Raw genomic sequence first — 15345 nt, 5'->3', positions numbered from 1 at the left:
TCAGTGACTGGCCGCCGTGGCGCCCATTTCGTTGACTTGCTGGAAGGTCGAGAAACGTTCCAGGCCGAAAGGTTTGATCAGCTCCGGCACCTTGCCGCCGCTGGCCACCAGCTCGGCCATGGTCTTGCCGCAGATCGGCGTGGCCTTGAAGCCCCAGGTGCCCCAGCCGGCGTCGAGGTAGTAATTCTTCACCGGCGACAGGCCCATGATCGGGCTGTAGTCCGGGGTCATGTCGGTGATCCCGGCCCATTGGCGCATCAGCTTGGCGTTGGCCAGGAACGGGAACATCTCGATCGCATGGGCCAGCAGGCTTTCCTTCAAGTCGAGGGTGGAACGGGTATTGAACAGCGGATACGGGTCGGAACCACCGCCGAACACCACCTCGCCACGGCTGGTCTGTTGCACGTAGCAGTGCAGGGCGGAGGAGCTCACCAGCGGATCGAGAAACGGCTTGAATGGCTGAGTGACCATCGCTTGCAGGGGGAAGGTCTGGATCGGCGAACGAATCCCGGCCTTGGCCATCAGCAACGAGCTGTGACCGGCAATCGCCTGCACCGCGCAACCGCACTTGATGGTGCCGCGATTGGTTTTCACCGCAGTGATGGCGCCGTTCTCGATGATCAGGTCCTGGACTTCAGTGAGCTGATGGATTTCCACCCCGCGCTTGGCCGCCTGCTTGGCGTAACCCCAGGCCACCGCGTCGTGGCGCGCGGTGGCGCCGTCGAGGTGCCAGAGTCCGGCGATCACCGGCAAGTGGCCGGGATCGAGGTTGAGACTGGGCACCAGTTCGCGAATCTGCTGACGATCGATCATCTCGGTGCGCCCGCCGAAGTGCTTGTTGACCTCGGCGCGCTGACGGAACGAACGCACCGTGGCGTCGGTGTGGGCCAGGGTCAACTGGCCGCGCTCGGAGTACATGATGTTGAAATCGAATTCGTTGGACAGCGACTGGAACATCCGCACCGACTCGGCATAAAAACGCACGCCTTCGCTGGTCAGGTAATTGGAGCGGATCACCGCGGTGTTGCGCGCGGTATTGCCGCCGCCCAGATAGCCTTTCTCCAGCACCGCGATGTTGCTGATGCCGTGATACCTGGCCAGGTAGTAAGCGGTGGCCAGGCCATGGCCGCCAGCGCCGATGATCACTACGTCATAGCTGGCCTTGAGGTCCTTCGGTGGCGGCAAATCCACTTCCACCGGGTACTGCGAACTCAGCCCGTATTTCAATAGATTGAATGGCATAGGGCCTCCGATTGGCTGCGTTGAGCCTGGTGTTGCGCAAGGGCTGCGGTCACGGTGTTTTTCATCAGGAAGGCGATGGTCATCGGGCCGACACCACCGGGTACCGGGGTGATCGCCGCGACGTGGGGCAGGGCGCTGTCGAAGTCGACGTCCCCTACCAGACGGCTGCGGCCAGCGTCGTCGATGCGGTTGATACCGACGTCGATCACCACCGCACCGGGCTTGAGCCAACTGGCGTCGATCAGCCTCGGCCGACCCACGGCGGCAATCACGATGTCAGCCTGGCGACACAGGGCCTGCGCATCGCGACTGCGCGAATGCAGCACGGTCACCGAGCAGTCGGCCTTGAGCAGCAGGGCGGCCATGGGTTTGCCGACGATGTTAGAGCGGCCGATCACAACCGCGTGTTTACCCCGCAGATCACCGCAGGTTTGCTCCAGCAAATACAGGCAGCCGCTGGGGGTACAAGGCGCAAGCACCGTGCGACCCTGGCTGAGCCCGCCGACGTTCTGACTGTGGAAACCGTCGACATCCTTGTCCGGGGCGATGGCCTCCAGGGCGCGTAATTCGTCCATGTGCGCCGGCAACGGCAATTGCAGGAGGATGCCGTTGATCGAGCGGTCGGCATTCAATGTCGTGATCAGGTTCAGCAGTTGTTCGGTGCTGGTGTCGGTGGACAGCCGGTGCTCCACGGAGCGGATGCCCACCTCTTCGGCACGCAGGATCTTGTTGCGCACGTAGACCTGGCTGGCCGGGTCGCTGCCCACCAGAATCACCGCCAGCGCCGGTTGAATGTCTTGCTCGCGCAGGCTGTCCACGTCCTTGCGAACTTGTATCAGGACGCGGGCGGCCGCGGCTTTGCCGTCAATCAATGTATGTGTGCTCACCGGAAGATCACCGTTCTGTCCTGGTTGAGGAACACCCGGTGTTCGAGGTGGTACTTGACCGCCTTCGACAGGGCCACGGTTTCGGTGTCACGGCCGGTGGCGACCAGGTCGTCGGGCAGGTAGACATGATCGACGCGCTGCACTTCCTGCTCGATGATCGGTCCCTCGTCGAGGTCGCTGGTGACGTAATGGGCGGTGGCGCCGATCAGTTTCACACCGCGCTGGTAGGCCTGGTGATAGGGCTTGGCGCCCTTGAAGCCGGGCAGGAACGAGTGATGAATGTTGATCGCCCGGCCTGAAAGTTGTTTGCACAAGTCGTCGGAGAGGATCTGCATGTAGCGCGCCAGCACCACCAGTTCGGTGCCGGTGTCATCGACGATCTTCATCAGCTCGGCTTCCTGCCGGGCCTTGGTGTCCTTGGTCACGGGCAGGTAGATGAAGCGAATGCCCTCGCGCTCGGCCATGGGCCGCAGGTCGAGGTGGTTGGAGACGATGGCGGTGATGGTCATGTCCATCTCGCCCTTGTGGTAGCGGTAGAGCAGGTCGGTGAGGCAGTGGTCGAACTTGCTGACCATCAGCAGCACGCGCATCGGTTCGCGGGTGTCGTGCAATTCCCAGGTCATGTCGAAGGCCTGGGCAACGTCGGCGAAACCGTCCTTGATCTGTTGAATGTCGCCCTGATGGCCGTCGTTGAAGCGGAACACCGCACGCATGAAAAAACGGCCGCTGAAATCGTCGTCGAATTGCGCCATCTCCCCGATGTAGCAACCGTTGTCCGCCAGGTAGGTGGTGACGGCAGCGACGATGCCGGACACCGCGGGACAGGTGATCTTGATGATGAAGTGGTTTTTTTCGTGTTGCATGACACGTCCTCGGGATGATGGCGGCAGCTCATCGCATAGCGAAAAAAATGTCAGCGGACAGCGGGGCTCTTCCTTGAGCGCGTTTTCTTGTGGGGAATAATATATTCCTATTGGTGGCTTTATAGGGGAATGGTCGCGCCGCGTCCAGAGCTTTTAAGAAAGTTTTTTAACTGACAGGAAAATGCGTGAGGCCGACGTGGGTCGGCCTCAAGGCGGGGCAAAGCGGGGGAAGAGGGGGCGTTACTCTTTGTCGCTGCCGTAATTCATGATCGACAGCAGGCGGATCGGCACGTGCACCAACTGCTCCGGACCGTGAGGAATTTCACCTTCGAACGTCAGGCTGTCCCCCGCCTCCATGCGGTACAGCTGATTGCCGTGGCGATAGATCAGTTCACCTTCCAGCAGGTGGAGGAATTCGGTGCCGGGGTGGGAGAAGGTCGGAAACTCCTCACTCGCGTCATCCATGCTGACCATGTAGGCCTCGAAGCTCTTCTTCGGCCCACGGGTGTGGTTGAGCAAATGGTACGTATGGCCTTTCTCGGTGCCGCGGCGCACCACTTCCATGCCCTGATCGGCCTTGACCAACAGCGCGCTGCCGTCCTGCTGGTCATATTCGCTGAACAACTTGGACAGTGGCAGGCCGAGCACGTCGCACAGACGGCTCAGGGTATCAAGGCTGGTGGACACCTGGGCGTTTTCGATCTTGCTCAACATGCCCTGACTGATATCGGCAATCTTGGCCACGTCTGACAATTTCAGATCCTGAGCCTGGCGCTGGCGCTTGATCTGCAATCCCAGATATTGCTCAAGCTTGAGGCGCGGGGCGGTTTCGGTCGACATAGTCATCAGATCCTGCACACTTTCCGTTCAGTAATATTAGTTTCGCACTGAGAAAGTGCAAATGGTGACGCTTGGCGCCTGTCCTGCAGGCAGTATTCCCACAGGGAAAAGAATATTCCCATATATACAGCACAAAAGCGCCTGTCACGGCGTTTCGACGTTTCACTCGCGGATCTGGCAAGGGCTTTGCATTCCTATTGGGAAAATAACTTTCTTTTTAGGAATAAAAAGACGGTCTAGGCCCATCCAGAATGTTTTGCCTTTCGCGAGGAGTGACGAGCAATGTTGCCAGCAGAAACCCAGCGCATCATCGACAAGCACGGGATCAAGTACGTGCTTGCGCAATTTGTGGATATTCACGGTGCGGCCAAGACCAAGTCGGTGCCGATCTGTGGGCTAAAGACCGTCGCCGAAGACGGGGCGGGTTTTGCCGGGTTTGCGATCAGCGGCATGGGCATGGAGCCCCATGGTCCGGACTTCATGGCCCGCGGCGACTTGTCCACCCTGACCCCGGTGCCCTGGCAGCCGGGTTACGGGCGGGTAGTGTGCGTCGGCCACGTCGACGGCAAACCCCATCCGTACGACAGCCGTTATGTGTTGCAGCAACAAGTGCAACGCCTGGAGGAAAAGGGCTGGACCCTCAACACCGGCCTGGAGCCCGAATTCAACCTGATGCGCCGCGACGAGCAGGGCAAGCTGCAACTGGTCGATCCCAGCGATAACCTGGACAAGCCTTGCTACGACTACAAAGGCCTGTCGCGCTCCCGGGTTTTCCTTGAGCGGCTGACCGAAGCCTTGCAGGCGGTGGATTTCGAGGTCTATCAAATCGACCACGAGGACGCCAACGGCCAGTTCGAGATCAACTACACCTACAGCGATGCCATGACTTCGGCGGATCGCTTCACGTTCTTTCGCATGGCCGCCGGCGAGATCGCCAACGACCTGGGCATGATCTGCTCGTTCATGCCCAAGCCCGACCCGAAACGCGCCGGCAACGGCATGCACTTTCACCTGTCGATAGGCAGCGCCGAGAACAAGAACCTGTTCCATGACGCCAGCGATCCGAGTGGCATGGGCCTGTCGAAACTGGCTTATCACTTCGCCGCCGGTTTGCTCGCCCACGGCCCGGCGCTCTGTGCCTTTGCCGCGCCGACGGTCAACTCCTACAAGCGTCTGGTGGTCGGCAACTCGTTGTCCGGCGCGACCTGGGCCCCGGCCTTCATTGCCTTCGGCGCCAACAACCGTTCGGCGATGGTGCGGGTGCCTTATGGCCGCCTGGAATTCCGCCTGCCGGACGCCGGTTGCAACCCCTATCTGGTCAGCGCCGCGATCATCGCCGCCGGCCTGGATGGCATCGACCGCCAGCTGGAAATCGACCACGTCTGCAATGAAAACCTCTACAGCCTGAGCCTGGAGCAGATCGCCGCGCGCGGCATCAAGACCCTGCCGCAATCGCTCAAGGAAGCCTGCGACGCGCTGGAAGCCGACCCTCTGTTCGCCGAGGTCCTGGGCCCGCAGATCGTCGGCGAGTTCATCAAGCTCAAGCGCATGGAGTGGGTGGAATACAGCCGCCACGTCTCCGATTGGGAGATCCAGCGCTACACCGAATTTTTCTGACTCTGTGTTTTGACAACCATTCGGGCACCCGGCATAGCGTCGGGCGTTCACTGCCTCCGAAGGAGCGTTGATATGTGTGGAATCGTAGGTCTGTACCTGAAAAATCCGCAGCTGGAATCCCGGCTGGGCAAGCTGTTCGAACCCATGTTGCAGGCCATGACCGATCGTGGCCCGGACAGTGCCGGCTTCGCCATCTACGGCGATGAAGTGGCCGATGGCTGGGTCAAATTGACCCTGCAGGCGACCACTGAAGGCTTTGACTGGAAAACCTTGATGGGCGATCTGGAAGGGCGCCTGGGCTGTTCCCTGGACTGGTTTCAGAACGCCAGCGCCGCCGTGCTCAAGATCCACGCCGAAGAGGCGCCGGTGCGCCTGGCCCTCGCCGAACTGGCGCCGAGCGTGCGCATCATGAGCGCCGGGCAGAGCATCGAAATTCTCAAGGGCATGGGCTTGCCCCAGGAGATTTCCCAGCGCTTCGGCCTGGCCGGCATGCAGGGCAGTCACATCATCGGCCACACCCGCATGGCCACCGAAAGCGCGGTGACCATGGAAGGCAGCCACCCGTTTTCCACCGGAGCCGACCTGTGCCTGGTGCACAACGGTTCGCTGTCCAACCACTTCCGCCTGCGCCAGGAACTCAAGCGCGAAGGCATTCAATTCGAGACCGACAACGACACCGAAGTGGCCGCCGGCTACCTGACCTGGCGCCTGCAGCAGGGCGATTCGCTGAAAGAGGCGCTGGATCATGCCCTGGAGGACCTGGACGGTTTCTTCACCTTCGCCATTGGCACCCGCAACGGTTTTGCGGTGATCCGCGATCCGATCGCCTGCAAGCCGGCGATCCTCGCCGAGACCGACGACTACGTCGCCATGGCCTCGGAATACCAGGCGCTGTCGAGCCTGCCGGGCATCGAACACGCCAGGATCTGGGAGCCGGCACCGGCCACCCTGTACATCTGGGAACGCGAGTCAGCTTAAGGAGCGCACACATGAAAACCATCGATCTTTCCACTGCCACCGTGCGTGAACTCAACCAGTCGCTGCACGACCAGGCGAACACCGTTGAAGACCGCGAGTGGGTAGTGACTCATTCCAACGGCAAGCACAACCTTGCGGTCGGGGTGAACCAGGCCGTGTCCATCGATATCCAGGGCCACGCCGGTTACTACTGCGCGGGCATGAACCAGAAGGCCTCGATCACCGTTCACGGCAATGTCGGCGTCGGTTGCGCCGAGAACATGATGTCCGGCTACGTCCGGGTCAAAGGCAGCGCCTCCCAGGCGGCCGGGGCCACGGCCCATGGCGGACTGCTGGTGATCGAAGGCGATGCCGGGGCCCGTTGCGGGATTTCCATGAAGGGCATCGACATCGTGGTAGGCGGCAGCATCGGCCACATGAGCTGCTTCATGGGCCAGGCCGGGCGCCTGGTGGTCTGTGGCGATGCCGGCGATGCCCTGGGCGATTCGTTGTACGAGACCCACATCTATGTGAAAGGTACGGTCGAGTCCCTGGGTTCCGATTGCGTCGAGAAAGAGATGCGCGCCGAGCACCTGGAAGAACTGCAAGTGCTGCTCAACCGTGCCGGTTTCGAGCACAAGGCGGCTGATTTCAAGCGCTATGGCTCGGCCCGTCAGTTGTACAACTTCAAAGTCGATAACGCGTCCGCGTACTGATCCGCGCGAGGAGAACAGATATGAGCGACCCTATCAATCAAAAAGCAGTGCCTCCAGTGCTGCGCGAGTCAGCCACCTTCGACCGCCTGACCATCCAGGAAATCCAGCGTGCCGCCGAGACCGGCATCTATGACATTCGCGGCGGCGGCACCAAGCGCAAGCTGCCGCACTTCGATGACTTGCTGCTGCTGGGCGCCAGCGTTTCGCGCTACCCGCTGGAAGGCTATCGGGAGAAGTGCGGCACCGATGTGATCCTTGGCAACCGCTTTGCCAAGAAACCGATCCACCTGAAGATTCCGGTGACCATCGCCGGCATGAGCTTCGGTGCCTTGTCGGCCAATGCCAAGGAAGCCCTGGGCCGTGGCGCGACCATTGCCGGCACCAGCACCACCACCGGTGACGGCGGCATGACCCCGGAAGAGCGCGGTCAGTCCCAGCATTTGGTCTATCAGTATTTGCCGTCGCGTTATGGCATGAACCCGGACGACCTGCGCAAGGCGGACGCCATCGAGATCGTCCTGGGCCAGGGCGCCAAGCCCGGTGGCGGCGGCATGCTGCTGGGGATGAAAGTGACCGAGCGTGTCGCGGGCATGCGTACGCTGCCAATCGGTGTCGATCAGCGCAGCGCTTGCCGTCATCCGGACTGGACGGGGCCTGACGACCTGGCGATCAAGATTGCCGAGTTGCGCGAAATCACTGATTGGGAAAAACCCATCTACGTAAAGATCGGCGCAAGCCGGCCTTACTACGACGTCAAGCTGGCAGTGAAGGCCGGGGCCGATGTGATTGTGCTCGACGGCATGCAAGGCGGGACGGCGGCGACCCAGGAAGTGTTCATCGAACACGTCGGCATCCCAATTTTGTCGGCCATCCCGCAAGCGGTACAGGCTTTGCAAGAGATGGGCATGCATCGCAAGGTTCAGTTGATCGTGTCCGGTGGCATTCGCAACGGCGCCGACGTGGCCAAGGCCATGGCACTGGGGGCGGATGCGGTGGCCATCGGCACGGCGGCGCTGATTGCCTTGGGCGACAACCACCCGCGACTGGACGAGGAATTGAAGAAGATCGGCTCGGCGGCCGGCTTTTATGACGACTGGCAGAACGGCCGCGATCCGGCCGGGATCACCACCCAGGACCCGGAGCTGTCCAGGCGCCTGGACCCGGTGGAAGGTGGCCGGCGCCTGGCCAACTACCTGCGCGTGATGGTACTGGAGGCCCAGACCATGGCCCGGGCGTGTGGCAAGTCGCACTTGCATAACCTGGATCCGGAGGATCTGGTGGCATTGACGGTGGAATCGGCGGCCATGGCCCGGGTACCACTGGCGGGGACCAGCTGGATTCCGGGTTCCAGTGGTTATTGAAGCCGGTTAAATACCTGTGGCGAGGGAGCTTGCTCCCGCTCGAGTGCGCAGCACTCGCAAAGATTTTTGGGGCCGCTTCGCAGCCCAGCGTCGGAACGCCGCCCGGAGCAAGCTCGCTCGCCACAGATTGAGGGGCCCGCCAAGAGGCCCATGAAATAACAACTGCTCTCTGCCAAACACCTACCATTCCTTTGCAGGAGCTTTGAACATGGTCAATCGTCCTCTGGGCAAATCCCTACTCGGCTTGTTGATGACCGGTGCCCTCGTGCCGCTCGCGCAGGCGGCCGATGCACCAACATTGAACACCGGCAGCACCGCCTGGATGGTCACCGCCACCGTGCTGGTGCTGTTCATGTGCCTGCCGGGCCTGGCGTTGTTCTACGGCGGCCTGGTGCGGGCAAAAAACATGCTCTCGCTGTTTACCCAGTGCTTCGGCATCGCCGGCCTTGTGGGTGTGCTGTGGGTGATTTATGGCTACAGCATGGTGGTCGACAGCTCCGGCATGGTCGAGGGGCAGGTGACCTTCAACAGTTTTGTCGGTGGCTTGAGTCGAGCCTTCCTGGCCGGCATGACCCCGGATAGCCTGGTTGGCGAAATACCGGAAGGGGTGTTCGTGACCTTCCAGATGACCTTCGCCATCATCACGCCGGCACTGATTGCCGGGGCGTTCGCCGAGCGCATGAAGTTCTCGGCGGCGCTGTTGTTCATGGCCCTCTGGTTCACCCTGGTCTACGCCCCGGTGGCGCACATGGTCTGGGGTGGTTCAGGAGCCTTGATGCATAACTGGGGCGTGCTCGATTTTGCCGGGGGCACCGCGGTGCATATCAACGCCGGCGTCGCCGCGCTGGCCGCGTGCCTGATGCTTGGCAAGCGCAAGGGCTACCAGAACACGCCGATGCCGGCCCACAACCTGAGCCTGACCATGGCCGGCGCGGCGATGCTCTGGGTCGGTTGGTTCGGCTTCAATATCGGCTCCGGTGGCGGCCTCAGCGGTACCTCCGGCGTCGTCATGCTCAATACACAGCTGGGGGCTTGCGCCGGGATTCTCGGCTGGATGTTCACCGAGTGGTTCAAGGTCGGCAAGCCGAGTGCGCTCGGTCTGGCCAGCGGTGCCCTGGCCGGTCTGGTAGGGATTACCCCGGCATGCGCCTATGTAGGCGTCGGTGGTGCACTGGCCATCGGGCTGTTGTGCGGGGTGTTCTGCTACCTGAGCGTCACGGTGCTCAAGCGCCGCTTCGGTTATGACGACAGCCTGGATGTATTCGGCTTGCATGGCATCGGCGGGATGATCGGCGCGGTGCTGACGGGGGTGTTCTGCGTGCCGTCCCTGGGCGGCCTGGTGGAAGGCGTGACCATGGGCGCCCAGGTCGTGGCGCAAATCAAGGGTGTGCTGATGACGACGGTGTATTGCTTCGTCATCAGCTGGATCATCCTCAAGGTGGTCAACGCCCTGGTCGGATTGCGGGCCCATGAGTCGGTGGAGGACATGGGGCTGGATCTGGCCGAGCATAACGAGCGCGCTTACAACCACTGATCCTGGCGGTTGATCGACAGCTCGCTGGCGCTTGCACAAAACCCTGTTGATGCTGACAGGGTTTTTTTTCGGATGGACTCCCAGGCAAAAACCACTGCTTCAGCGCAACTCAGCCCAACACCGGCACAGTGACCACCCGCGGTCCGCCAAGCTTCACGGCACGTTGCAACTGACTGGCAATCAAGGTGTTCTTCAGCAGATACGCAATGGTCATCGGCCCAACTCCACCAGGCACCGGCGTGATTGCACTGGCGACGGTGCGCGCACTGGCGTAATCGACATCGCCGACCAGGCGAGGGCCGGATTCGCCGGCAATCCGATTGATTCCGACATCGATCACCACCGCCCCGGGCTTGAGCCAGCTGGCATCGATCAACTGAGGCCGACCGACCGCTACCACCACGATGTCCGCCATCCGACACAGCGCCGGCGCATCGACACTGCGCGAGTGCACCACGCTGACCGAGCAGTTGGCCTGCAGCAACAAGGTCGCCATGGGCTTGCCGACAATGTTCGAACGGCCGATGACCACCGCGTGCAAGCCGCTCAACTCACCGCAGGTTTCATGCAGCAGACGCATGCAGCCGCTGGGCGTGCAAGGCGTCAGGACTTCGATGCCTTGCACCAGGCCGCCGACGTTTTCGCGATGGAAACCGTCCACGTCCTTGAGCGGGTGAATGGCATGGATCACCGCCTGCTCGTCGATATGCGCCGGCAAGGGCAACTGCACCAGGATGCCGTTCACCGAAACGTCGGCGTTCAACTGTGCAATCAGTTCCAGCACATCGTTCTGGCTGGCATTTTCCGCCAGGCGATGCTCCAGGGAACGGATGCCCACCTCTTTGGCCCGTAGCAGTTTGTTGCGCACATAGACTTCGCTGGCCGGGTCTTCACCGACGAGCAGTACGGCCAGGGCCGGATAAATCTGTTGCCCGGCCAGGGCCAGGACTTCCTCCCGAACCTCGTCGAGAACCCGGGCGGAGATGGCCTTGCCGTCGATATCGCGGGCAAGTGCAGGGGAAGTGCTGATCAAAAGAGTCACCGTTGTCTTGATTGATAGGGGGACGAAATGATCATCGAGGCGTCGTTGCGCCCCGATGATCCATCAGAGACCTGCAGGCAAGTGCGTTCAGGCTACCAGTTGATGGCAGCCGTACACCACAAGAACACCCGCGATCAGCGTGGCATACGGCAACCAGCCGGCGCGTTTGTGACCGGCATCGGCCTGAATATGCAGGTCGCTGAGCATCGCCTCGGGGAAGCGTCCGTGGTCCTGCACATAGTGGCGGTAGCAGAACACCGGCAGGATCAACAGCGCCAGCAGCAGGCCGGTGATCAGGGTTCCGGCGCCCCAGATATCGGCGCCCAGGCCCATGCAGGCCAGGTTGACGAAACTCAGCACCCCGCCGGCTGCCAGCAGCACGGTGGGGGCCTTGTACGGGCGTACCCAGTCGGGACGATCCAGGCGATGGATCCAGCCGGCGTTGAGGTTGAGGAAGTTGAAGATGATGTAGCTGACATTCGACGCCGCGAGCACGAACACATAGTCGGACATCAGCAACAGCAGCAGGTTGAACGACAGGTCGGTCCACATGGCGGCAGTGGGCGCGCCGTGTTCGTTGGTGCGGCCCAGGTACTTCGGCAACCAGCCGTCCACCGAAGCCTGGTACAGGGTGCGCGAGGAACCGGACATCGAGGTCATGATCGCCAGCAAGGTCGCCAGGACCAGCATGATCAGCACGATGTTGGCCACCACCTTGCCGCCGCCGATGCTGTCCGCCATGACCTGGCCGACACCCATGCCGCTGTAGATCGCCGGTGACAACAGGCCGCTGTAGACCGCCGGTGTGACCACCGCGCCGCTGGCATCGAGCACCGCCGGGGTCACCAGTTGGCCAAGACCGAGACTGCCCTGAAAGGCCAGGGGCACCAGGGTGAACACCAGAATGCACAACAGGCCGGCATAGAAAATCGCCTTGAAGGTGTCACGCTTGGGGTCCTTGAATTCCCGGGTGTAGCACACCGCCGTTTCGAAACCGTAGGTCGACCACGCCGCCATGAACAGCCCGCCGGCCATCAGCGACCAGCCGGAAATGTCCCAGGTGCCGTCGATCACTTGCCCAGCCGCGTCATGAGCCAGGGGGTACAGCGGCAGGAAGTTGGCCTGGGCCGCATCCCCGGTGAACAACGGCACCACGCCCACCAACAGCAAGGGAATCAGCGAGGTCACGCCGAGCACCAGGGTCAGGCGTGCCGAGCGCAGGATGCCGCCATGCTGCACGGCGAATACGGTCAGCAGGATCAGCAGGCCGATGGCGAAGGTCGCGTTGATCCGCAGCGACAGACCGCTCTTGATCCAGCCCAGGTCGAGCAAAGTCAGTTGCCAGGTGTTGATCATTGCATCAGCGGGAAACAGCGCGGTAAGGATGTAACCGGCCGCCAACCCTGAACCGATCGACAGCACGGGCGACCAGGCCAGCCAGTTGCACCACACCGACACCGGTGCGATCAACTTGCTGTAGCGCACCCAGGCGACCGCGCCATAGACCGAGGCACCGCCGGACTTGTGCGGGAACAGCCCGGCGATTTCGGCGTAGGTGAAGGCCTGGATAAAGCCGAACAGGATCGACACGATCCAGACGATCCAGGCCGGCTTGCCGACCGTGGCGGCAATCGCGCCGATAGAGAACAGCACCAGGGCGGGCACGCCACTGGCGACCCAGAACGCCCCGCGCCAATCGATCTTGCGCTGCAGGTTGCCCACTGAACCGGCGGCCTGCGGTATGGCCTCGAACGTAGTCGCTTCCATCTTCGTATTCCCCTGTTTGAGTCGAACGAGACCTGTAGGAGCGAGCTTGCTCGCGATGAACATAAAAACACCGCGATTAGCCAGAAAAAACGGCGTAATCGTTAACGTTTTTCGCGAGCAAGCTCGCTCCTACAGGTGTGGGTATGGGCAGTCAAAAGTGAATGAGAGCTCGATCAACTGCGTACCCGGCTCTTGTCCGGGTCGTAGAAAATCGCGGCGGTGACCGTGGCGCTGATGCGCTTCTGCAGGCCGTCGACTTTGCCGATCTCCAACACTGTGCCGGCGTCGGCGCAGGCCACGTCGACCCGGCACAACGCGATGTTGCTGGCCAGCAGTGGCGAGCGGCAGGCACTGGTGATGACCCCGACCCGGGCCCGACCGCGGTACACCGGGTCACCGTGGTGGGCGCCCTCATTGCCACTCAATTGCAGGCCCACCAGCTTGTGAGCCGGATGAGCGCTGCGCCGCAGCAGGGCCTCGCGACCGATGAAATCATCGGTCTTGCTCTTCAGCGGTACGCTGAAACCGATACCGGCCTCGAACGGATCGGTCTGGTCGCTGAACTCGTAGCCGGCAAAGATCAGCCCGGCTTCGATGCGCAGCATGTCCAGCGCTTCCAGACCCAGCGGCACCAGGCCCAACGGTTGGCCCAGGGCCCAGATCCGGTCCCAGACTTGCCCGGCATCCTCGGGCTGGCACCAGACTTCGTAACCCAACTCGCCGGTGTAGCCGGTGCGCGAGATCATCAGCGGGCAACCGTCATAACTGTCCAGGCGACCCACCAGAAAACGGAACCAGCCCAGGCTTTCCAGGCTCGGCTGATCAGGCGCGGTCCAGACCATTTGCTTGAGCAGCTCACGACTCATCGGGCCTTGCACCGCGAGGTTGTGGATCTGCTCGCTGGCGGACTTGACCCAGACTTTCATGCCGAGTTTCTGCGCCTGCTCACGCAGCCAGACCCCGGCGTAGTCTTCGCCGCAGATCCAGCGGAAATTGTCCGGGCCCAGGCGTAGCAGGGTGCCGTCGTCGAGTATGCCGCCGTGCTCGTGGCACATCGCCGAGTACACCACTTGTCCCACCGCCAGGCGCCGCACGTCGCGGGTCAGGCAGTACTGCAACAAGGCTTCGGCATCGGGGCCGATGATTTCGAATTTGCGCAGGGCGGTCAGGTCCATCACCGCCACCCGTTCGCGGCAACCCAGGTATTCCTCGATTGCGCCATAGCCGTCATAGCGTAGCGGCAGCCACCAGTTGCGGTAGTCGACGAAGCTGCCGGTCAAGGCGCTGGTGCGTGAGTGAAACGCGGACTCACGGGTGAGTATCGGGTCGGCATCGGCCGTGGTTCGAGTGCTCATGGCGATGGAAAAACGCTCCTTTTCGCTGTAGATGCGGATATGGATATCGGTCGGGTTCCAGCCATTGGCCGGGTCGATGTCATCCGGGCACGAGGTACTGCCGCACAGCAGGTCGGTCATGGCCCGCAGCAGCACGTAGTCGCCGGGGCGCGACCAGGGTTCATCCAGGGTCATCTGCTGGTGCGCGTCGATTCCGGTATTGAAAAAGAAATTGATCGCCGGCCAGCCATTGCGGGCCTTGACCCCATGGGACGCGAGCACTCGACTGAGGTTGTCGCTGCAGTTGTCGTGCCCGAAATACCCATGGCTTTCGTAGTAGCGCGCGGCGCAGGCCAGGGCGAAGGAGTCGTGGCGGCCAACGGTGTCACGCACCACCTCCAGCATCGGTTGCATCTGCCGGTCAAAAAACTTTGAGAACAGTCCTGGTGCCGGGTAGGCGCTGCCGTTCAGGGTGCGGGTGACGGCCTGGTCCAGGTCCAGTTCCAGACCGCGATCCAGTGCCCGCCGATCCAGCGCGACGAAGTCCGAGCACTGGCGACCGGCGACATCCAGCACCTGCACGTACTGACCTTTGCCGACGGTGTAACTGTGGGCGGTGCCGGCGCCGATGGTGAACTCGTCCAGCAGTTCACCCAGCGGCTCCGGCAGGTGTGGCAGCAGCAGGGGCGAGGGATTGGCCCGTGTCACCAGCAGTCGCAGCTCGCTGGGCCGATACTGGCGGTCGACAGCCGTTGGCCCGGCGGGTGCTGCGACGATCACCAGTAGCTCATCGCTGGCGACGAAGTGGCGGCTGAAGTCGGCAGGGCTGTCCTCGTCCCAGAGTGAGGCGGCGCTGGGCAGGTGGTGTGGATCAATCGCACGTCGGCTCAGCGCCTGGCCAATGCGACGCGATTGCAAGGTCGGTTCGGCGAGCCGTGCGCCGATGAACCCGCAAGCCGTCGAGCTGCTCAGCGCCCAGGCCGCCAGGGCGCTGCGCCCCAGCGTATCGATGGCCAGTAATTCGCAGGGTTGCCGGCCTTCAAGGTCGATCACTTGCAGGCTGTCGCCGGGCTGCATCGCGACGAGGGTCAGGCCGCCGGCGGCCACCCGATAGCGCTCCAGGGCCGGGGCCCGGGCAAAGAGTCCGGGCTCCTGCGGGCGTGAAACACGAGGTGCATTCATGGT

12 protein-coding genes are annotated in these 15345 nt (G+C 62.2%); 5 read left to right on the top strand and 7 right to left on the bottom strand.

From position 1 onward, the window contains the following. From ACA041_RS18605 to ACA041_RS18590, 4 genes are all read right to left on the bottom strand, one after another. Positions 1–1242 (bottom strand): FAD-dependent oxidoreductase, encoded by a 1242-nt coding sequence (locus ACA041_RS18605; protein ID WP_497435424.1) that lies wholly within the window; start codon positions 1240–1242, stop codon positions 1–3. Continuing rightward, positions 1224–2129, bottom strand: coding sequence for a bifunctional methylenetetrahydrofolate dehydrogenase/methenyltetrahydrofolate cyclohydrolase FolD (gene folD, locus ACA041_RS18600; protein ID WP_497435420.1), 906 nt, complete (start codon positions 2127–2129; stop codon positions 1224–1226). Before folD ends, ACA041_RS18605 begins: the two co-directional genes overlap by 19 nt. Then, positions 2126–2992 (bottom strand): formyltetrahydrofolate deformylase, encoded by an 867-nt coding sequence (gene purU / locus ACA041_RS18595; RefSeq protein WP_497435415.1) that lies wholly within the window; start codon positions 2990–2992, stop codon positions 2126–2128. Before purU ends, folD begins: the two co-directional genes overlap by 4 nt. 240 nt (positions 2993–3232) lie before the next feature. Then, positions 3233–3832, bottom strand: a complete 600-nt coding sequence (locus ACA041_RS18590) for a helix-turn-helix domain-containing protein (protein WP_046052997.1) — start codon at positions 3830–3832, stop codon at positions 3233–3235. A gap of 282 nt (positions 3833–4114) precedes the next feature. Between ACA041_RS18590 and glnT the strand changes: the two genes are divergently transcribed. The 5 genes from glnT to ACA041_RS18565 all read left to right on the top strand — a co-directional run bounded on the left by glnT (position 4115) and on the right by ACA041_RS18565 (position 10017). After that, positions 4115–5449, top strand: a complete 1335-nt coding sequence (gene glnT / locus ACA041_RS18585; RefSeq protein ID WP_497435410.1) for a type III glutamate--ammonia ligase — start codon at positions 4115–4117, stop codon at positions 5447–5449. 72 nt (positions 5450–5521) lie between these two features. After that, the gene (locus ACA041_RS18580; protein ID WP_497435405.1) at positions 5522–6427 is read left to right on the top strand and encodes a class II glutamine amidotransferase; all 906 of its coding nucleotides are present in this window, start codon (positions 5522–5524) and stop codon (positions 6425–6427) included. A gap of 11 nt (positions 6428–6438) precedes the next feature. Further along, a complete protein-coding gene (locus ACA041_RS18575; protein WP_497435401.1) occupies positions 6439–7122 on the top strand; it encodes a protein glxC in 684 nt (227 codons plus the stop codon). 20 nt (positions 7123–7142) lie between these two features. After that, positions 7143–8483, top strand: a complete 1341-nt coding sequence (locus ACA041_RS18570; protein WP_497435397.1) for an FMN-binding glutamate synthase family protein — start codon at positions 7143–7145, stop codon at positions 8481–8483. Positions 8484–8691: 208 nt separating this feature from the next. Further along, a complete protein-coding gene (locus ACA041_RS18565; RefSeq protein ID WP_497435393.1) occupies positions 8692–10017 on the top strand; it encodes an ammonium transporter in 1326 nt (441 codons plus the stop codon). 109 nt (positions 10018–10126) lie between these two features. Here ACA041_RS18565 and ACA041_RS18560 read toward each other — a convergent pair whose 3' ends face one another. The 3 genes from ACA041_RS18560 to ACA041_RS18550 form a co-directional block, all read right to left on the bottom strand. Next, on the bottom strand, positions 10127–11059 hold the full coding sequence (locus ACA041_RS18560; RefSeq protein WP_497435387.1) for a bifunctional 5,10-methylenetetrahydrofolate dehydrogenase/5,10-methenyltetrahydrofolate cyclohydrolase: 933 nt from the start codon (positions 11057–11059) through the stop codon (positions 10127–10129). Between the two features lie 87 nt (positions 11060–11146). Further along, positions 11147–12826 (bottom strand): APC family permease, encoded by a 1680-nt coding sequence (locus tag ACA041_RS18555; protein ID WP_497435382.1) that lies wholly within the window; start codon positions 12824–12826, stop codon positions 11147–11149. A gap of 173 nt (positions 12827–12999) precedes the next feature. Further along, positions 13000–15342: a trimethylamine N-oxide demethylase gene (locus ACA041_RS18550; protein WP_497435377.1), complete on the bottom strand. Its 2343-nt coding sequence runs from the start codon at positions 15340–15342 to the stop codon at positions 13000–13002. Between the last annotated feature and the right edge of the window lie 3 nt (positions 15343–15345).

The organism is Pseudomonas sp. LBUM1676 (assembly GCF_059695605.1).
This window is presented reverse-complemented; position numbering and strand designations above follow the sequence as displayed.